22 protein-coding genes are annotated in these 24490 nt (G+C 46.6%); 12 read left to right on the top strand and 10 right to left on the bottom strand.

The window, feature by feature from the left end:
* Positions 1 to 7 precede the first annotated feature (7 nt).
* Both MYF79_RS12965 and MYF79_RS12960 read left to right on the top strand, forming a co-directional pair.
* A complete protein-coding gene (locus tag MYF79_RS12965; RefSeq protein WP_247814278.1) occupies positions 8 to 1612 on the top strand; it encodes a gliding motility-associated C-terminal domain-containing protein in 1605 nt (534 codons plus the stop codon).
* 68 nt (positions 1613 to 1680) lie between these two features.
* Complete coding sequence (locus tag MYF79_RS12960; protein WP_247814277.1) at positions 1681 to 2361, top strand: helix-turn-helix domain-containing protein; 681 nt, start codon at positions 1681 to 1683, stop codon at positions 2359 to 2361.
* On the opposite strand, the gene MYF79_RS12955 is transcribed toward MYF79_RS12960, so the two are convergent.
* Entirely contained in the window at positions 2351 to 2875 is a 525-nt protein-coding gene (locus MYF79_RS12955; protein WP_247814276.1) for a hypothetical protein, read from the bottom strand. The genes MYF79_RS12960 and MYF79_RS12955 overlap by 11 nt on opposite strands.
* Positions 2876 to 3149: 274 nt before the next feature.
* On the opposite strand from MYF79_RS12955, the gene MYF79_RS12950 reads away from it, so the two are divergent.
* Entirely contained in the window at positions 3150 to 3344 is a 195-nt protein-coding gene (locus tag MYF79_RS12950) for a hypothetical protein (protein ID WP_199657312.1), read from the top strand.
* Positions 3345 to 3353: 9 nt separating this feature from the next.
* Here MYF79_RS12950 and MYF79_RS12945 read toward each other — a convergent pair whose 3' ends face one another.
* Together MYF79_RS12945 and MYF79_RS12940 are read right to left on the bottom strand one after the other, a co-directional pair.
* Positions 3354 to 3836: a hypothetical protein gene (locus MYF79_RS12945; protein WP_247814275.1), complete on the bottom strand. Its 483-nt coding sequence runs from the start codon at positions 3834 to 3836 to the stop codon at positions 3354 to 3356.
* 66 nt (positions 3837 to 3902) lie between these two features.
* Positions 3903 to 4268, bottom strand: coding sequence for a VOC family protein (locus tag MYF79_RS12940; protein WP_247814274.1), 366 nt, complete (start codon positions 4266 to 4268; stop codon positions 3903 to 3905).
* A 95-nt stretch (positions 4269 to 4363) separates the two neighbouring features.
* Here MYF79_RS12940 and MYF79_RS12935 point away from each other — a divergent pair, with 95 nt between their 5' ends.
* A complete protein-coding gene (locus MYF79_RS12935; protein ID WP_247814273.1) occupies positions 4364 to 6337 on the top strand; it encodes a heavy metal translocating P-type ATPase in 1974 nt (657 codons plus the stop codon).
* A gap of 68 nt (positions 6338 to 6405) precedes the next feature.
* On the opposite strand, the gene MYF79_RS12930 is transcribed toward MYF79_RS12935, so the two are convergent.
* On the bottom strand, positions 6406 to 7242 hold the full coding sequence (locus tag MYF79_RS12930; RefSeq protein ID WP_247814272.1) for a DUF1266 domain-containing protein: 837 nt from the start codon (positions 7240 to 7242) through the stop codon (positions 6406 to 6408).
* Between the two features lie 259 nt (positions 7243 to 7501).
* On the opposite strand from MYF79_RS12930, the gene MYF79_RS12925 reads away from it, so the two are divergent.
* Positions 7502 to 8230, top strand: a complete 729-nt coding sequence (locus tag MYF79_RS12925; protein WP_247814271.1) for a DUF4197 domain-containing protein — start codon at positions 7502 to 7504, stop codon at positions 8228 to 8230.
* Positions 8231 to 8459: 229 nt separating this feature from the next.
* Here MYF79_RS12925 and MYF79_RS12920 read toward each other — a convergent pair whose 3' ends face one another.
* The 3 genes from MYF79_RS12920 to MYF79_RS12910 all read right to left on the bottom strand — a co-directional run bounded on the left by MYF79_RS12920 (position 8460) and on the right by MYF79_RS12910 (position 10891).
* Positions 8460 to 9476, bottom strand: coding sequence for a proline iminopeptidase-family hydrolase (locus MYF79_RS12920; protein WP_247814270.1), 1017 nt, complete (start codon positions 9474 to 9476; stop codon positions 8460 to 8462).
* 390 nt (positions 9477 to 9866) lie between these two features.
* Complete coding sequence (locus MYF79_RS12915) at positions 9867 to 10286, bottom strand: hypothetical protein (protein WP_247814269.1); 420 nt, start codon at positions 10284 to 10286, stop codon at positions 9867 to 9869.
* On the bottom strand, positions 10283 to 10891 hold the full coding sequence (locus MYF79_RS12910; protein ID WP_247814268.1) for an RNA polymerase sigma factor: 609 nt from the start codon (positions 10889 to 10891) through the stop codon (positions 10283 to 10285). Before MYF79_RS12910 ends, MYF79_RS12915 begins: the two co-directional genes overlap by 4 nt.
* Positions 10892 to 10940: 49 nt before the next feature.
* Here MYF79_RS12910 and MYF79_RS12905 point away from each other — a divergent pair, with 49 nt between their 5' ends.
* Entirely contained in the window at positions 10941 to 11294 is a 354-nt protein-coding gene (locus MYF79_RS12905) for a DUF6249 domain-containing protein (RefSeq protein WP_247814267.1), read from the top strand.
* Between the two features lie 137 nt (positions 11295 to 11431).
* Complete coding sequence (locus MYF79_RS12900) at positions 11432 to 13597, top strand: outer membrane beta-barrel protein (RefSeq protein WP_247814266.1); 2166 nt, start codon at positions 11432 to 11434, stop codon at positions 13595 to 13597.
* A gap of 20 nt (positions 13598 to 13617) precedes the next feature.
* On the opposite strand, the gene MYF79_RS12895 is transcribed toward MYF79_RS12900, so the two are convergent.
* A complete protein-coding gene (locus MYF79_RS12895; RefSeq protein WP_247814265.1) occupies positions 13618 to 14700 on the bottom strand; it encodes a metallophosphoesterase in 1083 nt (360 codons plus the stop codon).
* A gap of 67 nt (positions 14701 to 14767) precedes the next feature.
* Here MYF79_RS12895 and MYF79_RS12890 point away from each other — a divergent pair, with 67 nt between their 5' ends.
* Complete coding sequence (locus tag MYF79_RS12890) at positions 14768 to 14995, top strand: hypothetical protein (protein WP_247814264.1); 228 nt, start codon at positions 14768 to 14770, stop codon at positions 14993 to 14995.
* Here MYF79_RS12890 and MYF79_RS12885 read toward each other — a convergent pair whose 3' ends face one another.
* Positions 14996 to 15277, bottom strand: coding sequence for a hypothetical protein (locus MYF79_RS12885; RefSeq protein WP_247814263.1), 282 nt, complete (start codon positions 15275 to 15277; stop codon positions 14996 to 14998).
* A gap of 1 nt (position 15278) precedes the next feature.
* Positions 15279 to 15452 (bottom strand): hypothetical protein, encoded by a 174-nt coding sequence (locus MYF79_RS12880; RefSeq protein WP_247814262.1) that lies wholly within the window; start codon positions 15450 to 15452, stop codon positions 15279 to 15281.
* Between the two features lie 126 nt (positions 15453 to 15578).
* Between MYF79_RS12880 and MYF79_RS12875 the strand changes: the two genes are divergently transcribed.
* From MYF79_RS12875 to MYF79_RS12860, 4 genes are all read left to right on the top strand, one after another.
* Positions 15579 to 16433: a DUF4349 domain-containing protein gene (locus MYF79_RS12875; RefSeq protein ID WP_247814261.1), complete on the top strand. Its 855-nt coding sequence runs from the start codon at positions 15579 to 15581 to the stop codon at positions 16431 to 16433.
* Positions 16434 to 16603: 170 nt separating this feature from the next.
* Positions 16604 to 16864: a hypothetical protein gene (locus MYF79_RS12870; RefSeq protein ID WP_247814260.1), complete on the top strand. Its 261-nt coding sequence runs from the start codon at positions 16604 to 16606 to the stop codon at positions 16862 to 16864.
* A gap of 209 nt (positions 16865 to 17073) precedes the next feature.
* On the top strand, positions 17074 to 19617 hold the full coding sequence (locus MYF79_RS12865) for a hypothetical protein (RefSeq protein WP_247814259.1): 2544 nt from the start codon (positions 17074 to 17076) through the stop codon (positions 19615 to 19617).
* A gap of 5 nt (positions 19618 to 19622) precedes the next feature.
* A complete protein-coding gene (locus MYF79_RS12860; RefSeq protein ID WP_247814258.1) occupies positions 19623 to 24158 on the top strand; it encodes a TonB-dependent receptor plug domain-containing protein in 4536 nt (1511 codons plus the stop codon).
* Positions 24159 to 24490 lie beyond the last annotated feature (332 nt).

Here is a 24490-nt window from a genome sequence, read left to right as displayed (position 1 = left end):
ATAATCTATGAAGACCTTCAGTGTACTATTCAACATACTGAAAACCATCACCGTATCCTTATTGATCATGCTTCCTTTTACAGCCAGGTCACAAACGATACCTATCTACCTTGAAAATCCATCTTTTGAAGGAACACCGACAATGAATGGAATTCCTGCTCCATGGTACCAGCGATCGGTCAATCTGATAGCATACACTTTACCACTTGGCAGTACAAATGAGATAGCCCCGTCAGATGGAAAAACATATGCCGCATTACTGGCTGCATCTGAAAACAATACTTCCGCCGGACATGCTGTATGGACATCTATCGGACAGCAACTGTCAAAACCGATCGAAGCAGGTAAAGCATACCTCATCTCCTTTGATATGGCATTGATGCCTGAAGAAGATCACAGTGACAATACAGCCGCAACATCTACTGCATTAGCCATCCTTGGCAGTACTTCAGAAGCGGATATAGGAGAAAGGATCTGGTATTCGGACATCTACTACGAAAGAAAATGGAACAGGTTCACAGCTGTGCTGAAACCTAAAAAGAACTATACACACCTTCGTTTTGAGCCCTACGTTACTGACTACGACGACACCTGTTATGTAGTCACTTTCCTCGACAATATTTCGATGATCGAAGAAACACTCAACTTCGATGTAAGTGCAGAAAATACCTGTTATGGTGAGAGCAATGGTAAAGTAGCTGTTACCATGCATAGCCTTGATAAAGATACTTACAGCTTCCGCTGGGAACCAGGCGGGTATACTACACCTGAAGTATCTCATCTTCCCGCAGGCAAATACACCGTCACTGTAACAAGCAATAATAAAGGCAATTCAAGATCTGAAAGCATCCTGGTAAAACAATGGGATATCAGGATCGATGCAACAGTATCAGGCATCAGCTGTTTTGGCGAATCGGATGCAAGCATTTATGTAAATGCAAGCGGCAGTTTGAGCCCTTATAGATACACGCTGATAAACGAGCGCACGGATCAGGATGTACCCGGCTTCTATAACCTGGCGGCCGACTATTATACACTGAAGGTGACCGATAGTATGGGCTGCTATAAAATGGTGGGGATCGCGGTCGACAATCCCGGTCTTTTACAGATGAAAGACCTGATAGCGAGACCGGTATCCTGCAGCAGTGTACAGGACGGTCAGCTCATCTTCACACCTTCCGGAGGTACTCCACCTTATCATTACAAACTTGCAGATACTTTCCAGCTGGAGAACAGGTTCCGCCACCTCGATGCAGGCAGCTATCACTACACGGTGATTGACGATCATAATTGCGCCCTGGAAGGGAATGCCACCATAGAGAAAGAGTGGAGGGATTGTGCCATATACATGCCCACTGCATTCAGCCCTAATGGAGACGGTAAAAACGACGTTTTTAAGGCGAAGCTGCAGGATGATATAACTGAGTACAGATTGGCCGTTTATGGCCGCTGGGGACAGCTTATTTTCGAGACTACTGATCCTGAAACAGGATGGGATGGAAAGCAAAAAGGACTGGACCTCCCTCCCGGCACCTATATCTGGGTAGCTACCTATACCGCCAGCAACAAACAACCGATGAAGCAGCAGGGCACCATCACCATGTTCAGATAAAATAAAACGAATGTGCTCCGGATTGCGTTTAAATAGCGTAACTTGATAAGAGTTAATCTCTTAGCTATATGGAACTGGTAGTATTCGCAGCACTTCATTTTGAGCTAAATGCCCGGTCTGCAGGGGAGACCGCCAGTGGCAGTCCCCCTTTGCAAATATTGCTCGACATGATCAGATCACAGCAGGGCGCCGGCTTGCAGTCCTTACAGATCCATGCAGGCAGCTCTTCTCCCCCGCCCCTGCCGCAGATAGTGGTCAGCTCCAGTATGACGCGCTATCTCGATCATCTGTCAGGCACCATGCAGGAAAACGGCACAAACGGTTATGAACTGGGCAATATTACGGTAGAACTGCTCACGGAATACCAGGAAAAGCAGGCGCCCCAGGTGCATACAGAAACGGCCCTGTCAACGACCATGATGCTCATCCGGAACGAGGTGATGCTCAACCCCAATATTCACGAACACAGCCTGCGGGTACTTGCTAAAAAACACTTCATTAATGAAAAAACACTGAGCAGGGCATTTACCAAAACATTCGGGATAAAGATCAGCGATTTTATACTGGAACAGGTGATGCAGCGGGCCCGGTACCTGCTGGAAAATACCCAGAAGACTGTAGCAGATATAGCAGAAGAATTAGGATATAGTAACGATTATAATTTCTCCCGTACGTTCAGGAATATATACGGTATTTACCCCATGGATCTCCGGAAAAAGAATAAAGCCCCGAAAAAGACTACATACTGAACTCCTCGTAAAATGCCTGCCTGGTAGCAGGATTGTACCACAGGTACTGCCAGAATTCGTCTTCTTCTCCCGCTCTGTAGGGGATCAGCTGATCTATTTCTTCCTGTTTCCACCAGCGGAATTTCCCCGGGAAGGAAATGGCGCGCATATTGTTTTCTGTGGACAACTGAAGCCCGTTCTGCTCAATGATCCTGTCGATCGTTGACTGATCGCAGCTAAAAGACATCAGCACAGAATAGTCAATAGCCATAAAATCGCCGTAGGTATAAAGATCTTTCACATCATTCGTCAACTCGATCTGCAGATGTTCCTTAAAACGGTTTTGATTATCCTTTGTATCAGCAGAGTCGGCATTATAGGTGGGGTAGACCCTGTCTGTCTGCGCTTTCGTGGCGTCCTCAGATCCGTTGGTTACCACATGCATTTTATGTCTGGCCTTCCCGCAGGAGAGAACTGTCATGGAGAATGACAAAAAACATAACGTCAACAATAACCTTCCTGAATGCTGTTTCATATGACAATTTGTAAGGGATACACAAATATCGTTGCAGCTGCTGCAACCCGCCTGCTTCATACGTCGGCACCAATATCGGTCATAGGCATCTTCCGGCGGTAGAATCCCCCGCTTAAGCAGTACAAATATACATATGAAAATTTAAAATATCACTAATACCTCGCCCGGTTTACAAGATTAACCCGGCTCTGAAGCATTCAGCTACTTACTGAATACTCAGGTATTAAATTCTGGTATTATATTTGTCTTTCATTTACCATAAAGTATTTATTTCATGTTCGTAAGACCGATACTCATACTGTCGCTGCTGTTTTCCTTTTTCATTTGCTGCACTATCAGCGCATGTACTTACCGCGTTGCACCTCCGCCCGGCAATCCTCATGGCTTACCACCGGGACAAGCTAAAAAGTTAACAGGCTCCAAGTCGGCCAGGCCATATGCACCAGGTCAGCAAAAGAAGCGGTATTGATACCGGCTTTCATTTTTTCCTGGTGATCATATCATACACAAGCCCTGTAGCAACAGCATATACAGCATGGTGTAATATATCCGTTCCGATCGTTTTGGGGTCTTCTTTCTGAATGGGAGGAGCCACCTTGAGGCGGGGCAACATCACAAGAGCAGCTCCCCATACGCTTGCAAAATGTGCAAGATCAGCGGTCCATCCTTTGAGTCCGGCAAGAGAGAGTATGCCCCTCGCTACTCCCCATGTCGTACCATATGCCCAGTGAACTTCCTGCGATACTTTCGGCTTCTTTTCTTCGCTGACAGCAGTCACATCGAGCACTTTCGACACTACATCCACAGGCGCATTGCTGGGTTTACGCTTTGTGATCTTCATTTCTATCATCTGAGAAACAGTAATAGCTGCCGTTCCTGCCAGGCCGGCCAGCAACCCCACTCCTATGGCAGTACCTAAGTCAGCCATAGCTGAATTCTTTTTATGCGGATAGATTTTCATGTGATATGTTTTTACCTAAGCTGGTGAAAAAAACATGCCACGCCTGCACACATGCGCCTGCCTGCATCAGGACTGCTGGTATAAGCCGAATACATTCCCTGCAGGATCACTGAACTTTGCAGTGACCTCCGTGGCTGCATCATTCATATCTTCTACAATTGTTCCGCCCTTGTCAGTGATCAGTTTCAGTGTAGCGCGCATATCAAATACCATCAGGTGAATACACAGACCTTTATCCCCATGTGCTTCACGTCCTTTTACAAAAGTGCCGCTCACTTCTTCAACAGTATCATCAAAAGCAATTGAACCGTCACCCCGCGTTCTGATCTTCCATCCAAATACGCTTTCATAAAAAGCGGCTGATCGCTTTACATCTTTCGCAGGAATTTCGATATAACAGATCTTGCCGTTACCGTAGGTAGGATGTTCCATATTTGCTATGTTTTTGCAGATGAGGTAATTCTGTAGGGGTATATTCCTTTTCACTAAAGTAGCATTGTTTCAAATCATTTTCTTAATTTATCCCCATGGAACAACATAGCAAGCAAGGACATTCACACGCTCATGGAGGTATTTTCGGTCACAATACGGAGCTGATCTTTAGCATTATCTGCGGCATTTGCCTGGGCATCGGTTTTGGGCTTCATTTCATAGAAACATTGCCTGCTGTTGTTCCACTGATATGTTATATCGCGGCTTATTTTTTCGGTGGATTTTTTACCGCCAAAGAAGCTGTTACAGCTATCGGCAAAGGTGAATTTGAAATTGATTTCCTGATGCTCGTAGCAGCTGCTGGAGCAGGCATCCTGGGCGACTGGGCAGAAGGTGCATTGCTATTGTCCCTGTTCAGCCTTGGTCATGCACTGGAACATTATGCCATGGGTAAGGCAAAGAGATCTATTGCTGCACTGGCCGAACTGACGCCTAAAACAGCCCTCCTGAAATCAGGACAGGAGGTAGATGTGGAAACACTGAAGACAGGCGATATCATCCTTATAAAACCAGATACAAAGATCCCTGCGGATGGTATCATTATAGCAGGCAACAGCAGTGTAAACCAGGCGCCTATCACAGGAGAAAGTATACCGGTAGAAAAGCAGGCGCTTGCTGATCCGCAAATAACACCAGAAAAAGCCGATAAACTGGAGGCCAGATACAGGGTCTTCGCAGGCACTATCAATGGCAACGGATCGCTGGAAGTAATGGTTTCACGCCTGTCTTCGGGTTCTACCATCGCCCGCCTCATAAAGCTGGTGAATGAAGCCCAGTCGGGGAAATCGCCTTCGCAGCGGTTCACAGACAAGGTACAGCAATATTATGTGCCAGCCGTGCTGATCCTCGTAACTGCTTTATGCTTTGCCTTCCTGGTAATAGACGAACCATTCAGCAAAAGTTTCTACCGCGCCATGTCTGTACTGGTGGCTGCAAGTCCCTGTGCACTGGCAATAGCTACTCCCAGCGCTGTGTTAAGCGGCGTAGCAAGGGCAGCCAGATCGGGTGTGCTCATCAAAGGCGGAAGACCTTTGGAAGACCTGGGTACACTGACTGCCTTAGCGTTCGATAAAACAGGTACGCTCACGGAAGGAAGACCAAAACTCACCAATATTATTTCCCTTAATGGCGCCAGTGAAGAAGAGCTGCTGCAACTAACGGTGGCGGTTGAATCCCTGAGCGATCATCCCCTGGGCAAAGCCATTGTAAAAGATAGTAAAACCAGATTGCATAACGCTGTGCTTCCTGCTGTCAGCGACCTCCGCTCAATAGCGGGGAAAGGGATCAGCGCAAAAGCCGGCAATGATACGATTGTGATCGGCAACCCTGCCTTGTTTGAAAAAGAGCAGCTGCCGCAGGAACTGGCTGAGAAAGTGGCCAGATTACAGGAAAGCGGGAACACGAGCATGATCGTTCGCAGGAATGAGGACTATATCGGTCTTATAGCTGTGATGGATACCCCCAGAGAGGAAGCCAGGCAAGTGTTACAGGAACTGCGCGCTGCGGGCATCAGGAGAATGATCATGCTGACAGGCGATAATCAGCAGGTAGCTGATGCTGTAGCCGCTCAGACGGGACTTACAGAAGCCTGGGGCGACCTCCTTCCGGAAGAGAAAGTAGCAGCTATCAAAAAATTAAAACAGGATGAAAATAAAGTAGCCATGATAGGCGACGGTGTAAATGATGCCCCGGCCATGGCAAACAGTACGGTAGGTATTGCAATGGGTGCTGCGGGTAGTGATGTAGCGCTTGAAACGGCAGATATAGCCCTGATGGGCGATAAACTGTCCCTCCTGCCTTTTGCGATCCGTTTAAGCAGGCAGGCAAAGAGCATCATCCGCCAGAACCTTGTATTCAGTCTCGGAATGGTAGCTGTGCTGATCCCGCTTACCATGCTGGGCATCGCTTCTATCGGTCCGGCCATTATAGCGCATGAGGGATCTACCTTGCTGGTAGTATTTAATGCATTGAGGTTACTGGTGTATAAAGATCAAAGTGGGAAAAATTAAAGCCCCACTTGTATCGAAACAAGCATTTCGTTTAAAAATAAAACCACGGAAGATAAGCGCTCCCTGTACTAGCGGCTTTCCAGCTGTACCCAGGGACTGCTGTCTTCAGAGAGCAGGTCGCAATGAGCGCCGTAGGCCTCATCCAGCTCCTGCAGATCGCCGCTCCACATGGCAAATCCCATCAGGTAATTTTCGCCCAGGTTGGTCCAGGTGGTATAGTTGTGCAACAGGTCCTTTCCGAACTTGCGGATATAGCCAAGTGCTTCATCTCTCGACAGGAAACCGGCATCATAGCCCCAGCGGCAAAGATTGATAGCACGGCCGAGGTCCCAGGTGAGGGCATCCAGTTTACATTTTTTGCCTTCAAAACAGCCCGCTTCCTCACGGAGGTGTTTATAACCTTCGGATATATTGGAAGCATACAGATCTACGGATATTTCGTCGCCTTTCGCAGTAAATTCGGACTGCAGTTTTTCCAGCTCTACCGCTCTTTCTCTTACGGGTAAAGTGGTCAGTATATTCCAGATAGGTTTGAAATAGACGCGGTGGCCATGGTTTACCAGCCAGTCAATATTGTTCAGCAGTTTGTCCCTGGTATTGATATGCCATTCTCTTTTCAGCATGGCCCGGATCTCTTCCTGGTCGCTGTCTGTTTCCAGTGTATCCATGCGGTCTCCATGCAGGTAGGCCAGGTTAGCTCCGCAGGCTATATATTGCCTGTCATGCAGGGAAAGTGTGTCATCATCGTTCAGATCGGGAGCCTCCTCTTCTTCAGGTTGCATGGCGCGGTCCTGTTTCGCTCTGAGAGCGATCTCTTTCGCCCTGCGATTCAGTTTGATCAGTTTGATAACAACAAATAGAATGTAAAGGGCAGTTACGCCTACAATGATAATGATCGTTTTCATGTGGAATCTTTAAATACCGCATACTGAAAAATGAAATCCAGGCTGCGCGCTCGGTTACTGACTCAGTTTTAAAGCTGTTTTTTTCTCTCTCTTTGGCTCGGAAATATCCTGCTTCGCTGTATAGTTTAGTAGTGTTCCTGACTGTAAGGGATTATTGTTTTTCTCCTCATGCAATATCGTATTTTAAAGGGAATATTCTATTAAAAAGAAAAATCTATCTTTGCCTTCTCTAACATTTATCAATGTAATACAATCTATTATGAAACAAGGATTTTTTGCATGTATTTTAGCCGCACTGCTTTTAACCAGCACTGGTTGTGAAACCTCACAACAGATCCTGAATAACCTGCCCACTGCCGGGGGTCTGAGCTCCGCACAGATTGCTGCCGCGCTGAAAGAAGCACTTACTATCGGAACCCAGAACAGTGCAAACAAGCTTTCTGCCGCCAACGGCTTTTTTGCCAACGCTGCATTGAAGATCCTGATGCCTCCTGAGGCCCAGAAAGTAGAAAGCACCCTGCGTAGTGTGGGCCTGGGTAGTGTAGTGGATAAGGCGATCCTTTCCATGAACAGAGGTGCGGAAGAAGCTGCAAAATCCGCCACTCCTATCTTCGTAAACGCGATCAAACAAATGACAATCACTGATGCCCTGGGCATCCTGAAAGGAGGTAACAATGCCGCCACCAACTACTTCAAGGACAAGACCACCGCTGCACTTACCAGTGCCTTCAAACCGGTTATCGGCGATGCCCTGAAGAAAGTGGACGCTACCAAATACTGGTCAGACCTGTTCTCCGTATATAACAAGTTCTCTTCTACGCCGGTGAATACTGACCTTACCGCTTATGTAACCGAAAAAGCGATTGCCGGTATCTTCCAGGAAGTTGCGCTCGAAGAGCAGAAGATCAGGCAGGACCCTGCCGCCCGTGTAACCGATCTGCTGAAAACAGTGTTCGGAAGTCCGCAGGCACAGCAACAATCAAAATAACAATTGTCGCCGTTGGCGACGAGCAATACAACAAAAAAGGGCTGACCGAAAAGATTCCTTACGCTTTTCGCTCAGCCCTTTGATATAATATTGACTGCTCATATTCTCATTAAGTCCGGCGCAAGTCCACTTCAAATCCATGGCTAAGGCAGCTAAGCAGCCGCTATACCACTGGCAACAAGCAGATTTATCCTAAGGCGCCGGATGCAGCATCATTGTTTCAGAGCGTTTAATTCTTTCCGGATCTCTCCTCATCCACACGTTTCATAAACGCAATTAGCCCGGGGAAATAATGCTTTTGATCATCCCAGCAACTGAAATGACTGCCTTCCGGACAGTATACATTACTTCCGTTCTGTACCTGTGTACTCATCCACTTCATATGCTCAGGGTCCATTGTATCAAACTTTGCGCCTATGGTCAATGTTGGCACCTTGATCCTGGGAAGGTCGCCCGTACGGTCCCAGTTAATGAGCCGGCCACCTGGCTTGAATTCACTGGGCCCCTGCATGGTAACATAAACAGCCGGGTTAAGATGTTTGAAACACCTGTTGACTGCTTCGGGCCATTCCGGCAATACACAGATATGTTTTTTATAGTATTCATTCATGACGAGCGCCTGGTAGGTACTGTCGCCATATTGGCCATTGTTCTCGTATGCTTCCAGCGAATCGACCAGTGACTTTCTCATTTGTGCTCTCAGCGTTTTATTGTATGCCGCATAACTGGTCATGCTTGCCATCATATCCGAAATAATAAGTCCTTTGATATGTTGCTGATACTTCAATGCATAATCTATGGCCAGCATACCACCCCAGCTATGTCCCAGCAGGTAGAAGTTGGTACTGTCAAGTTGTAATGCCTGGCGTACCTGTTCTACTTCCTCTACATAATGTTCCATTGTCCAAAAGCTGCTATCGTTGGGCTGCTCGCTGTAGTAAGATTCCAGCTGGTCATATTCTATCAGTTCAATACCTTCTTTAGGTAAAAAGCTTTCGAAACATTCAAAGAATTCATGTGTTGCGCCTGGGCCTCCATGCAGGAGTAAGATCTTCATCCGCGGGTTGTTACCGATTCGTTTGGTCCACACATGAAATTTACCCTTCGGCGTTGCTATCTCCACCATTTTCACACCACCCGTCTGAACACCGGAATCTTGTGGCATAAAATACTGTTGATAGTCAACACCATGCTGCTGATTACATGCTGTAAAGACTATTAAGAACAGGACAATAAAATTTCTCATTGGGTACTTTTTAGATTTAGCGTTGTGTATTGAGAGACCGCGAAAATAAAATGAAATATGCGGGCGCCCTATCCCCAAATCAGGGGAGCCTTGTCACCCATTTTTCGCTTTTAATGCTAACAAAGATGTATCCCAACAGTTCACACAAGTAAAGACATAAAAAGGATTAAGGCTACTGCGCGCTTTCCGACGGTGTTGCCAGATAGCCACAGGGGCTTAATCCCAATAACAATATGCAGACTAGCAGTCTATCGGCAGCATTATCTTTCCTTTAAGAATGGCTGTTTTGTGTACCTGTATACAGGATACCGGCAATGCCGGCAGCGCAATGCTCCCCATAGGAATAACTGCTCCGGGAACCAGTATGCAGATAGTAACATAGCAGCAACACTATCGCCCCTTCAGCAAGGGCTGTTTCACCAACTTCTGGTCAAGGTATTGTATCAGTAATAAAATGACAGTACCTAATATAAATATGGTTCCATAACGGGAAATAAAATGCATGATCACCTCCCCTCCCCCGAAATGTACCAGCGCCGCCAGGGCACTTGCCCCCGCAAACAGGCAACAGAAGATAATGATCAGGTTAACCCTTGTCTCCGCCATACGCTGCTTCCGCGATCTCAGTTTAGTGGCCACCTTCAGGGCAAAATCGGGAGGCAGATCTGATGCAGGCGCATTGCCCAATGCCTCGAACAACATGCTGTATACTTCCAGTTCCTCTCCTTCCTCCGGCGACAAACCAGCCTTTTGACCCGCCAGGCCCTTTTCCAGTAATTCCTGTAGTCTTTTATCATCCATCTCCTTCATGACAGCTCATTTTTAAGATAAACACTTAATTTCTCCTTCAATAGTTTTCTTCCACGGAACAGGTAACTCTTCACTGTTCCTTCCGGCATCCCGGTTATTTCTTCAATCTCCCGGTAGGAGAACTCATTCAGATGAAATAATGTCAATACCGTTCTGTATTGCTCGGGCATCTGTGCGATCAGCCTGTTAATATACGCCGTTACATCCTTTTTATCCAGCTGCTGCCCCGGATGATCTTCCGCAAAACTGTAATTCTCAATATCGGCCGGATGGGCTACCGTATTACTGCTGTTGTGCTTCTTTCCATAATTGATCGCGGTGACATAAGCAATCCGCGCAATCCAGGTAGATAAGCGCGACTTATACTCAAAACGGTGCAGGTGCTGGTGTACCTTCATAAAAACCTCCTGGCAGATGTCTTCCTTGTCCTCCTTTGTATTGATGATCCTGTTGACTACATGGAACACCAATCCCTGGTATTGCTTTACCAATACCTCAAAGGCTTTAAGATCTCCGTGTAGGATACGGGGAAGTAATTCCTTTTCATCAATCATGTCAAAGTAGACAACGGTTTGGTAATAAATGTTGCAAAAATTATGAGACATTTGCAACATTTTCGAATTTCGCCTTGTCTACTGAGAAAAACCGCTAATTATGTTTGCTATTGTCGAAACACTTGGGAGTTTTATTATGATCATTTCCGTCTTTGCGATCATTGCTGCTGTCATTAATGCATTTCTCAATTACCGGCTGAAAAAGCGCATTCTCGACGCTGGTCCGGTAGACGAAAACGCCCTGAAACTGGTACCGGCCTTTCCCCGGCTGAACACTGAAATGCTGAAATGGGGCATTATCCTCCTTTTTGCCGGCCTGGGCCTGATCGTGCTGGAGTATATTCCTTACAATGTAGAACACTCTACACTTCCCTATGGTATTGAAACCGTATTCATCGCCATCGGCTTCCTTGTATACTTCTATATCGTCAGGAACAAACAGCACCAGGATTAATCCGCTCCCTCCTCCCACCGGCACTACCTGTTGCCTGTACCTACACAAGGCCGGCTATTGATATTCACATATTGCAATCCCTTTTTTAAAGCCTCCGTGCTTTAAGGGGAATTGCCATGCCATAAAAATCAATCATCATGAAAAAGCAATTACTTCCCATATGCATCGTCCTCCTGCTAACCGGCAGCCTGACAGCAATGGCGCAGGCGCCCGATTCATCCCGCATAAAAGCACTGAAAGCGGTCACCGTAACAGGGCAAAAGCCGTTGATCCGCCAGGAGGCAGACCGGCTTATCTATGACTTCCAGGCCGATCCGGATAGTAAAGGCAGTAATGTCCTGGAGATCATGCGCAAAGTACCTTATCTCTCGCTCGACGCGGCCGGCAACATTCTCCTGAAAGGCAACAACAGTTACCGTATACTGATCAACGGTAAGCCTTCCGCCCTGCTGGAAAGAGATCCGTCCCAGCTGCTCCGTACCATTCCCGCCTCCACTATTCAGCAGATAGAGGTCATTACCACCCCGCCTGCCAAATATGATGGCGAAGGACTGACCGGCATCATTAACATCATCACCATTAAAAGAAAAGCAGACGGCTATAACGGCACTGTTAATGCCAGTGAAAAGTTCCCTGCCAATGGCCCGGGAGCAGGCGCTTCCTTCGCCCTGAAAAGCGGGCAACTGGGAATCTCCGCGTTCGGTGGCGCCAACAGGTCTGACCAGCCACACGCACGAAACGATATGCAGCGCCATTCAGCAGGGGAATGGCCGGCATACCTCGAACAGCAAGGCGATAAACGTACAGGCCGCAGATCAGCTTACCTGGGCACAGAGATCAGCTTCGAGGCCGATAGTGTACACCTCCTTACCGCCCAGTTCAACATCAGCGGCAACCATTCCGATGGTAAGGGGTTCCTGCAGTCCAACCTTAGCAATCCCCTTGCAACCCTTCAACGTTACTACCTCAACAGCGCAGATGATGGCAACGGCAACAGTATGGACGCCGGTATCAATTACCAGATCACATCCAGGAAGAATAAAAATAACCTGCTCACCTTTTCCTACCGCTATATGACCAATGGCAGGAAACAGGGCTATGAACAAATCTTTACAGATACCATCAATTATTCCATTCCCGGCTACCGGCAGCACGACAATGAAACCTTCCGCGAGCATGCCCTTCAGGCAGATTATGTCCGTACCTTTAAGCAATTCAGTATGGAAGCAGGTGTGAAAGGAATATGGCGTAACAACAACAGCGATTTCAGGTATGAATACTATCAGCCATCTTCCGGCAAGTTTGAGCCGGATCCTTCCTCCAACCGCTTCAATGGTAACCAGGACATTTTCAGTGTATATAATTCCTATACCTTCTCCACAAAAAAATGGGATCTGAAAGGAGGTGTACGCGTTGAGCAGACATTTATGAGCGCTGCATTTCAGAGCGATTCTATGCACGTGGATCAACAGTTCCTCAATGTTCTCCCTTCCCTCATCATCAACCGGAAACTGAATAGTAACAGTTCACTAAACCTGGGCATCAGCCGGCGCCTGAAACGGCCTAATATCTACCGGCTCAATCCATTTACGGACCGGTCCAATCCTTCCAGTGAATCAACCGGGAATCCCGCGTTGCGGCCCAGCTCCATCACAGATCTCCAGCTCAGTTATAACTGGTCAAAAAAGATGTCTGTCAATGCCGGAATCAGCTATTCCTACAACAAGCATATGTTCATGGAAATAACGTCTTTTGATACTACCCGTTACATCACCCGTACTGCCATTCAGAATAATGTAAGAGGAGGCGGTCTGGCGCTGAACTACAGTATCAACTATCCCATCCTGCGCTGGCTGAACCTGAACATCAACGGCAATGCCGTCTACATCTCTGTTAAGGGCGGGTCAGATGAAACAACTGTCAGGCTGCACACATGGATATATGCCCTGAACACGGCTGCTGCTGTGCGGCTGAACAAAGGCTGGCGACTGAATGCTTCTATGAATTATATCGGACGTAACCAGGTGTCGCTACAGGCCTATGCCAATGCCATGATCAGCACCTCTTTCGGGTTTAACAAAGAGCTGATTAAAGACAAGCTATCCTGTTCGGGCACTATCAATAATCCGTGCACGCAGTACCGTAATAACCATACAACAACGAAAGGTGATCTGTTCACACAAGATAATCACACGCAGGAATACTTTCGCACCGTGAATATGAGCATCAATTATAACTTCGGTAAACTCAGGCAGGATATTAAAAAGAATAAAAGGGGCATCAAAAATGACGATGGTAACTAGGACTGACAAAGCGCCGTTGTTTATAACTGGTCAAACAGGTAATCCAGCGGCGCCTCTTCCAGTACGATCCTGTTGATGTTCTTTCCCTCCTGTTCCCATTTGATAAGACGGATAAAACCTTCGGCGATCTCAATGCCGGTAATATCGCCATCACTGAAACAGCAGCAACCCGTATTAAAATAACTGGGGCTCACCATCGTCTTCACAAAATGCTTTCCCGCATATTCGGCTTTTCTCTTTTCCAATGCATCCTGCAAGGCCTTTATACGTTCCTCATCATGTTGCGCCGTTGCCTTCATCAGCTGCTTCGTGAGCCGGTCTATATGGTCCATGGAAGCAAATACCGGTTTATGTGTATGTCCTGATATCAACAATGTCTTTTTATACTGCTGGCTCCATTCGTACATGACAACGTTATGCTCATCCACCAGGTCAAAATTGTCTGAAAGGGTATCCAGCCTGACATCAAACCAGCGCTGTATAGGCGTCCATATAGCCGCTACAAACCATTTACTGAAGGCGTTCCCGTCACTTCTGAGATCGCCCTGATGCCCGTGGGCCAGGAATATTGTCTCATCAGCGTCCTTATATTTCATCTTCAGCACCAGGCCTTCATACACTTTAAGGTCCTTCCCGAACAAGGGTTTCAGGAACATATCTTTGGGCACCTGGTAGTTCCATTCCAGGTCATGGTTACCTACTATCCTGTAGTAACGCCCCTGCTGCAGAAAACGCGCTTCTTCCAGCAGGGACACCCTGTTCTTTTCCAGTACTACGGATGGCTTATTCTCCCACAGCTCTTCACAATCTCCCAGGTTCACCAATGTAAATCCCTTCTCGTAATAATAACGTAAGGCAGTAAGGTAGGATGCTTCCGCCAGCATAAAATCATCCGATCCGTCTTTACCGCCCTTATGCTGATCTGAAAAAATGATCATGGACATCTTCTCATAATCACATGTCAATATAAGTCCCTTGTCCTTCTTTCCATCGCATATGTGCTTATACAACTGCGACAAAGAATCGAATACCAGTTGCTTATCGGGCTTTGATGACACCGAGTTTGACAACCTGACGATGATGTTTCTTATAAATTTCCTCATGTGTAATGGCTAAGATTGCTTACCGTTCTGGCATAGTTTTTCCGGCAACTAAGTAAAGGATAAAACGATGAACGGCAAAACATTTTATATCACCTATAAGGGGGAGGAAACCCGGGTAGATGTAGAGGATACCGGGAAACAGCGGGCATTCCTGGTATATGTAGCCGGGGAGGACGGTCACCTGAATATCAGTATTAAGACCGATGAGAATGGCAATGAAAACTGGTATGAAGGAGAGCAACTCACCCCACGGGCAAAAGAGATCGGAGAATTAATAGAACTGGAAACAATGTAGTCAGATCCGCTGGAAATCGGCCGGTCCTACCAGGTACCATTCTCCTTCAAATTCCAGCACATCTCCCGGCGCTACAGACCGGGTACCATCTGCTACAATTGGATCCGGCTTCACCTCAGCCCTGCCGGTCCAGAATTGGTCAGCATTCTGACAGATCTCAAATGCTTCCTGCAGGCTGTTGACATCCACATCTGCAATATGCTGCAGGTTCTCAATCTTCACTTCATCACCGATCAATGGAGAATCCAGGGTATAATCAGGATTAAAGAACACTCTCACCATATCAGCTCTTTTTTATTTTATCTTCCGCCTCTTTTTGCTCTTCGGCAGTAGGCACATCTTCTATACGGACTGGTTCTTTTATATATCTTTCCGCCTGTTCATCGATAGGCTGTTGCGTTCCGGTATCCGGCTGTACAGGTTTCTGCTCTTCCTGTTTTGATTTATTATCTGTCATCTTAAAAGGTTTATTGGTCTATCATCACAAAAAGGGTTCCAATTCATACGTACTGTTTCTTTCACTTTAACATTTCTTTCACGGGTTACCTTTGCCCTTTTAGCGTATAAAATGTAAACACCATTTATGCGTATTCCCCTATATTTAGTGGCGCCAGTCATGCTGGCCGCTGCATGTTCAAGCGCGCCCTCAGGTCTTTCAAAAGAGGAAGAATCTTTTGTAGCGACGGCCGATTCCACTGGTCTATCCAATGACATTACCGCACTCGATTCACCCTCCCGGAAAAGGGTGCGGACAGCCGATGTACGATGCCGTGTCAGCAATGTTTTCAACTCTTTGTCAGTGCTGGAGCATACCGTCACAGGCGTAAACGGTATGATTGCTGAAAGCACCATGCACAATGATGTAGCTATGACGCAGGACGTACCTTATTCTGCAGATTCTTTAAAGCGTATACAACTGTACACGCCTACGGCCAATCTCACTTTACGTGTACCCGCGGCCAGCCTCGATTCTGTCGTGCATACATTGACGGCCATGGCTACCTTCATCGATTATCGGACGCTGAAAGATGAGGACAAAACACTGCTGTATCTTTCCAATTCATTAAAGAACGATGCACCCCAAGCTGCTGCATTAAAGCCTGCAGCAAAAGGTACTACCCTGGATGTGGCCACTTACCAGGACCAGCGCCAGGACGCTGCCACAGACCGTAGAATTGCCAACCTGGCAATCCTTGATGATGTACATTATGCCACCTTCTCTGTGCAGCTGTTTCAGCCACAACAGGCAGATATACAGGTTATCGTTAATCCGGAGAAAGCTACCCGTGCCGGCTTTGGCACAAGGATACTGACAGCCCTGGCTACAGGTGCAGAAACGCTCAGCAATCTTTTCGTATTCCTGCTTACCTGCTGGCCATTCATCATTGTGATCATTGCAGGCTGGTTTGGTTACAGGAAAATGCTTGTAAAAAATTAAGGTTGCTTTCAATGAGGAAAGTGTCCTGTATACAATAGACATCAATACCTTCGGATGGCATAATATAGATATGCTGTTAGGAATGGCCGAAGGCGTGAGGCCCAGCAAACTAACTGTCAAATGTCAGGGCATATATTGTTGCTATCGGAGAGAATAAAAGCAGCCCGCAATTGTATTTTGCCCGTACCAGCTTCATTACATCGGAGAGCCAGGCCATAAGCCTCACATTGGATACGCTATCTGAAAATGATATTCAAGGACAGATTGCAGGGCTGCAATTGCCCGACTTCTTTTCCAAAGTTAACAAGACAGACGCCCCCGCAAAAAGACAGGCATTGATACAGGAAGCACAACGGGTGCAGGCAATGAAAGCATACTGCGACTGCATGAACACGGATACCGGCAAAGTAAGCATTTATCCAGTCAAGTAAACAGGTGTAATTTACCTGCCGTCGGATATAAATATTGAATGCCCTGCCTTAAAGTTATTGGCTTTTCGGCAGGGCATCCTCCTATGCCCTAATAACCATTCTTTTATATTTTTTCCCCCGTTTTATGGAATCCGGTTTTCCTCCGCATCATACAGCCGGAACATGGACCACCGGAATCACTATATTTATATCACCTAAAAACTGATACCTTGAAATTTACTTTACTCCTTCTTTTATTTCCCTCCCTTGCAGCCGCGCAGGTAAAAAGCAGTGTGGAACCCATTATATCCCGGGACTATATGGAGCAGGTAAGAAAACTCAGAGGTAGCATTGACCCTGTGGACTCAATCAGTAATAGTAGAAATACCCTTCTGAAGCTGAAAGGCCCCTTCTCCCCTAACTTTCCCGTCAGGCGTATAAAACTGTCTGATAACCATCTGCAGATATTACCACAGTATACACGCTATCTTTCCATTTCAACCAAATATAGCGGAACTGTAGAGGTCAAAGCCCATAACCGGCTACCGGAACTGCAAACAGATTATGTCCAGGGGCGTTCCCTTAATGGATCTGCCACCTGGAGAGGACCAGAAACGGGAGAAATGTTCAGTTATGGCCCCGGTATCCATACACTTGAATTTGACGGCAGCAATTACCCCTATGACCAGGGTGGTAAACTTGTTGCGCAGAGCACAGGGAACGGGAAGCCTGCTACTGCATATAATAACAGCATCTTCAGAACAGCCGTTGCCCATTCCCATCAGCTGAAGCTATCGGGAGAATTGTTCAGGTATGGTAAACGTACCTGGAACTTCGGTCTGAAACTGGGACAGGCGAATGAGAACACGATCATTAAAGAACATAACAAGATCTCACAGGCACTGGCAGCAGATGTCGGAACCAGCATTAAATGGTTGAACATCAAAGCGACCTATCTGTACAACCATGACCATCTTTCGAACGGTAACAGAACAGGCTTCCTGAACAGGGCTTATCAGAACGCGTTGCTTACACCTGCATCTTTCAGTAACATACAAGGTACTGCGCTTGGAGATGCACAACGTAGTTATAGTAACAAGGCTGATAATCCATGGTATCTGATGGAAGATAACAACAATCGTTACCGTTTCACAGAGCAGAACGGGGGCCTTATTTTAGGCCTGCGGACGCCCCGGTTTGATGTTAAACTTACCCAATCCCTTCAGCATGTACTGGAAAACACAGCGGAAAGCTATAAGCCAGGTACTACGGACTGGGCCAGTGGTATGTATACAGACAGGAACAAAAGAGACCTGAACTACCTGCTGCAGTCACAGGGGGTCTACAATATCCAATATAATAATGATGAATTTAACTCCCTGCTGGGGCTATATTACACTTATGGCAATGCGAATACCCATATCAGGTATACGCCAGACGATATACGATATAATTATCAACGTTCATCGCACGATGTCTTTTTTACGCTTAACAACACCTTTCACTCGGCGGATGGCATTGAATTAAAAGTAAACGCCGGAAATAAATTCTATCTTTCCAATACGGCATCAAAGCCTGACTTTGTCCTGCCTGCCTTAGACGCGGCCATAACAATATTCTCTGTACTACCCAGCGTCAATCTGAATATTTCATCCTCCTATCATGAAGTCAGTAGTGAACTGGCTATCGACAGATCGCTGGCGTATACCAATCTGCTGCAATATTCTACGGAAAAGGTATTTAGCTATCGACCTGTTACAGAGGCCGCCGGCTATAAAGGGCTTACGCCTGTCAACCGGAGGGAATGGACCGGAGGCATTAGCCTGGATTACGAATATGTGCTACAGATGTACGCCAACGTTTATATTAAAAATACCCGTAACGATGTTTTCCCTGTTTACAGCAATGGAATGCTCCAACTGAAGAACATGGCAGACCTGAGAAATAAAGGAATCGAAGTCTCGATACGCGCCAATAACAACAGTTTCAGAAGAACCATTGGTCTCTCCGGCGGACTGTCTTTCTTTGCATACAATACCATTGTAACACGTGTGAATGAGGGAGGCAATTTCACGCCAATTGCCGGATTCAGTAATGTTCATAAAGCACTTGTACAGGGACAACCACTAGGGGTAATCGTTGGCAGCACTTACTTAAAAGACGCTTCCGGCAAGACAGTGATCGGGGATGACGGCTTTCCTCTTGTAGATCCTACACCACAGGTCATTGGTAATCCTATACCGGATTTTGTAGTCAAATTTAATAATAGCCTGAGCTGGAAGAAATTCACACTGCAGGCCAACTGGGAATGGAAGAAAGGTGGTGAGACCTGGAATGGCACACAGGCAGCCCTTGATTACTATGGAAGATCTGCTCTTAGCGGCGCGGAGAGAGGTATTACTAACTATGTATTCCAGGGCGTACAGCAAAACGGTCATGTAAATGATATACCCGTCAACTTCTATGATGCTTCCCAGCCAGTGGAAAAGAACCGCTGGACCAGGTATGGATTGTCAGGTGTAGCAGCAGCATATGTGCAAAAAACGGATTACCTGCGACTTAATAACGTTATTCTGACTTACAGATTCAGTCTTCATCGCAATAAACAGTTGTTCACCTTATCCACTTATGTGAACAATATCCTGCTGTGGTCAGCCTATAAAGGAGCAGATCCGGATCAGCTGCTGCTTGACCAACCCAATACAACAGGCCTGGATTTCTTTAACCTGCCTGCTGTAAAAACGTATGGATTTAATGTCACCCTCCAATTCTAAGACCCATGAAGCACTATAAAAAGACTTATACCTTATTGATGCTGTTCCTGCTTGCCTTCATGAGCAAAGGGAATGCGCAACTGGCCGCATATAATGACAATAAAGAGAAGATCTACATACAGACCAACCATGTGTTTTTTAAACCCGGTGATGACCTGTTCTTTAAGGTCTACCTGGTAAATGCGAAGAACCAGCTGGTGTCTGTGATCAGTAGTGTTGTGTACGTGGAGATAGTGGGACCTTCAGGCAGTATATTGGAGAAGCTGAACATCAGGGTAGAGGAAGGATATGCAGAAGGACATTATGCATTTGGCCCGTCGGCCACCGGTGGCGTGTATAAGATTAGAGCTTATACCAACTGGATGCGGAACGAAAAGGAATCGACCTGGTTCACTAAAGAGCTCACCCTGCAAAAAGTGATCTCTCCCCGGGTACTGATGAAACTGGACTTCCCAAAAAAAGGCTATGGCCCCGGTGATGAAGTGACTGCTGCTTATTCCATCCGCGATCTATACGGCAAAGTCATTCCGAACTATGAAATAAAATACACCGTATCTGTCGGGGGAAAAAGCATTGAAAATGCAAAGGCTAAAACTGATGCAGCAGGAAGGGCAAACATCATCTTCAAACTACCGGCCGATCTGAATACAAGTGATGGTATGCTGAACATTACCGTCAACTATGGCGCCTATACAGAAGCCATTTCAAGAAGCATTCCTATTACGCTGAATAAGATCGACCTGCAGTTTATGCCGGAGGGAGGTACTTTCATTGAAAACATCCCCACCAATATTGCCTTCAGAGCAGTCAATGAGTTTGGTAAACCGGCCGACGTAAAAGGTGAAGTGCTCGACAACCAGGGAAATGTAGCCGCTACATTTGACAGCTATCACGATGGCATGGGGCAATTCGCTTTCACCCCGCAGGCAGGTAAGACCTACAGTGCAAAGGTTATTTCCCCTTCGGGAATAAAACAGCCTTTTGACCTTCCGGCCGCTGCAAAAAAAGGCCTCGTGATGAACATCGACAGAAAGGAAAAACTGTTACAGTTCAAAATAAATGCCACGCAGGACATGAAAATAAGGCTGATCGGCCAGAGCAGGGACGATGTATATTATCGTAAGGAGATCTCACTTAAAAAGGGAGAACAGCTGATCGATGTAGACCCGGTGGATTTCCCCACTGGTATTGCAAGGTTCACCATTACGAATGAACAACGTATCCCACTTGCAGAGAGAATAGTATTCCTGCATCCCAACAGGATACTGCAGGTAAAAATGACTGCCGACAAGAGTAAATATCTCCCCCGTGAAAAGGTGACCCTTCGTCTTAAAACGCTGGATGAAAACGGGAAACCTGTAGCATCCAATTTCTCACTCTCGGTAATAGACGATAAGTTATGGTCGCTCGCCGACGATAAACAGGACCATATCCTCTCCTGGTTGCTGATGAGCTCCGAGCTGCATGGTAAGATAGAGGAACCGCAGTTCTATTTCAAAGAAGAAGAAAAGGCGGCCATACCTTCACTGGACCTCGTCATGCTGACACATGGCTACCGCTACTTCGACTATATTGATTATATCGAGAAAACAGGTAAGCCAAAATATAATCCTGACCTGAACAATGTACTCAGCGGCGTGATCGTGGATAAAAATGGCCATCCGGCAAAGGCAACGGTATATCTTGTCAGTGGTATAGATAAAAACCTTTATGCCAATGGCAATGCGGTACAACAAACTACAGGTGATGATGGTTTGTTTTTCTTTACGGATATTACGCCGGCCCTGAACTACCACCTCATAGCCCGTTCTGCCCGTAAGAAAGAGCCCATTACCATCAAGATACTGGAACAGGGCACCGGTTATGCACCCTTGCCCGCCAGGAAGACAAAAGATCCTTTTGACGATGACGACCGCCTGCCTCCACCCTTACTGGCAATAAATGGCATGCCTGAACGGAAAGATGCGCCACGTAACAAAGCGGTCAACAAATTTGATAATCCCCTCGCGCTTGACGGTGATAAAGCGCTGCAGGAAGTCGTGGTTGTCGGTTACTTCAACGAAACGAAACGCCTGAACACAGGATCTGTTGTAACAATAAAAGCAGAGGAGATAAGCGCGGCCAATCCACTCACCCAATTGCAGGGCAGGGTAGCCGGCTTACTCATCACCGGCGCCACCGGAGCCGCTGGTAATGCGCCCCAGGTAAAGATCAGGGGCCTCAACTCCATTTCCGGATCAGATCAGCCCTTGTACGTCGTAAATGGTATTCCTGTCGCTAACCTGGATGATGCTGTCACCGCTGTTGATGTTGAAAGCATAGACGTACTCAAAGGGGCTGATGCCACTGCCATATTTGGCAGCAGAGGATCTAATGGCGTGGTTCTCGTCACTACCAGGAACGCCAAAAATCCAAGAACCATTATCAACCTGGATCGCACCTACTATTATGCCTCACAATCTGTACAGGTGAAGAATGATGCCTATACTATAGCAAGACGCTTCTATGCACCCAAATACTATTCTCCTGAAACAACGCAAAGGGATGATTTCAGGGAAACAATTTACTGGAATCCTGTGGTGCAGACAGACAGGAACGGAGATGCAAAAATAGAGTTCTATAATTCGGACGCTACTACCACTTTCCGCGCTATCGCCGAAGGCATTGGTTATAACGGTAAGCCTGGCAGAACAGAAATGACATATGCCGTGCAACCACCGATGAGTGTAGATGCCAAAATACCTCCTTATATGACCGTTGGAGACAATGCACTTATTCCGCTCGTTATCAGGAACAGCAGTAGCAAGGACATGGCTGCCAGTATCAGTATGGTGCTGCCGGGCAATATGGTGGCAGGTAAGTATGACAGTACCGTCAAGGTTCCTGCTGACAGCGCCATGCAGGTGCTCATTCCTGTCAAAGCCACAGATGTCGTAAAAGGAGACATCACGTTTATTGTTACTACAGCAACGACCACAGAAAAGTTGTCTCTGCCGGTAACAGTGAACAGTAATGGCTTCCCCGTCATTACTACCATTTCGGGGAATAAAGTTACCAGCACCAACTTCACGATCAGCAACATGATGGCCGGTAGCCTGGCAACAGAATTAAAAGTGTTCAACAATTTCGAAGGACAGCTGCTGAATGATATAGAATCTATGCTAAGAGAGCCCCGCGGTTGCTTTGAGCAGACTTCTTCCAGCACCTATCCGAATATTTACATCCTGAAATATCTTCGTTCTTTTAATAAAAGCAACCCTGAAGTGGAGAACAAGGCACTGACCTATATCAAAAATGGGTACCAGCGCCTGATTGGATTTGAAACAGCTGAAAATGGATTTGAATGGTTTGGTAAAACACCCGCACACGAGGCGCTCACTGCTTACGGACTGCTGGAATTCACCGACATGCAGGAGTTCATTAAGGTCGATAAAAAAATGCTGGACCGTACAAAGAGCTTCCTGTTAAACCGCAGGGATGGCAAAGGTACATTCACCATTGCTAAAAACGGGTACGACGCCTTTGCCGCAGTACCCGATAAGATCGCCAACATCTATATTGTATATGCACTTACGCAGGCCGGTATCGGAAGCGAGATACAACTGGAATATGAAACGGCTGTTAAACAGGCTTTGAACAGTAAAGATGCCTATCAGCTGGCCATGATGGCGCTTGCTGCCAGCAATATGAAGCATGAAAAAGATTTTTCTCAATTGATGAGAGCATTACAGGAAACGAAGCTCCAGTCAGAAACCAGTGTAACGAATTCAAGAGCGGCATCGCTGCGGGTAGAGACAATGTCGCTGTATGCCCTTGCGCTTGCGAGAGAAAAATCTCCCGACCTCGGCGCTATTGCCAATATAATATCCCGCATACTGGCTGAAAAGAGCTACTATGGATATGGCTCTACACAGGCCACGATACTTGCGCTGCAGGCCATTGTTGAATACAGACGACTGATGGGTGAGATATCAGCTGCATCAAAAATGGAAATAAAAGTTAATAATGAGGCAACCCCTGCAGGCAGGAATATCATCACCAACATTAAAGAAGGGGACAATACTTTCTCTGTAAGATACACGGATGAAAAAGAGGCGATCCCGTATCAGCTGGAACTGGCTTATTATACTTTGCTGCCACCGGATAATCCTGAAGCAGAGCTGAAACTATCTACGCGCCTGTCTACTGCCAGTACCAGAGTAGGTGAAACCGTAAGACTACAAGTGGAGGTAAAGAACATCAAAGACTATCTGCAACCCATGAGCATAGCCAAGATCGGGATACCGGGCGGATTAACCGTACAGCCCTGGCAGTTAAAAGAGATCATGGAAAAAAACCGGGTGGCCTATTATGAGATCTTTGACAATTACCTGGTGTTGTACTGGATGGGATTTGCAGCGGAAGAAACCAAAGAGATCAATCTTGATCTCAAGGCTGAAATTGCTGGTAAATACAGGGGAAAAGCGAGCACCACCTACCTGTATTATATGCCAGAATACAAGCACTGGAATCAGGGAACTGAGATAACAATAACGCAATAATCTATCTGGCGTGATTGATGGCAAGAGGCTGTTCTGCTCCGGCGAACAGCCTCTCTTATTTTTTTACCAGGCAAGTTTGTTCACAATAACTGCGGAAATGTCTACATTGGCACTATTAAAATCGTATATGCCAGGAAGGTCGGGCCGGGTCCGGTCTCCTGCTTATTCAACAGGAAGCGCACACTAACGGAAAATGTGCCTGCTCCACACACGTCAATCGTTCCTTACATATATAGCTGAATTATATAAGTTTCCCGCTCACCTCGCCAGGCCAAATGCTAAAATTTTGTTATAAGCCCGGGTTGTTTTAATGAGCACGGTTAGTAAACGTT

The organism is Chitinophaga filiformis, assembly GCF_023100805.1.
GTDB lineage: Bacteria > Bacteroidota > Bacteroidia > Chitinophagales > Chitinophagaceae > Chitinophaga > Chitinophaga filiformis_B.
This window is presented reverse-complemented; position numbering and strand designations above follow the sequence as displayed.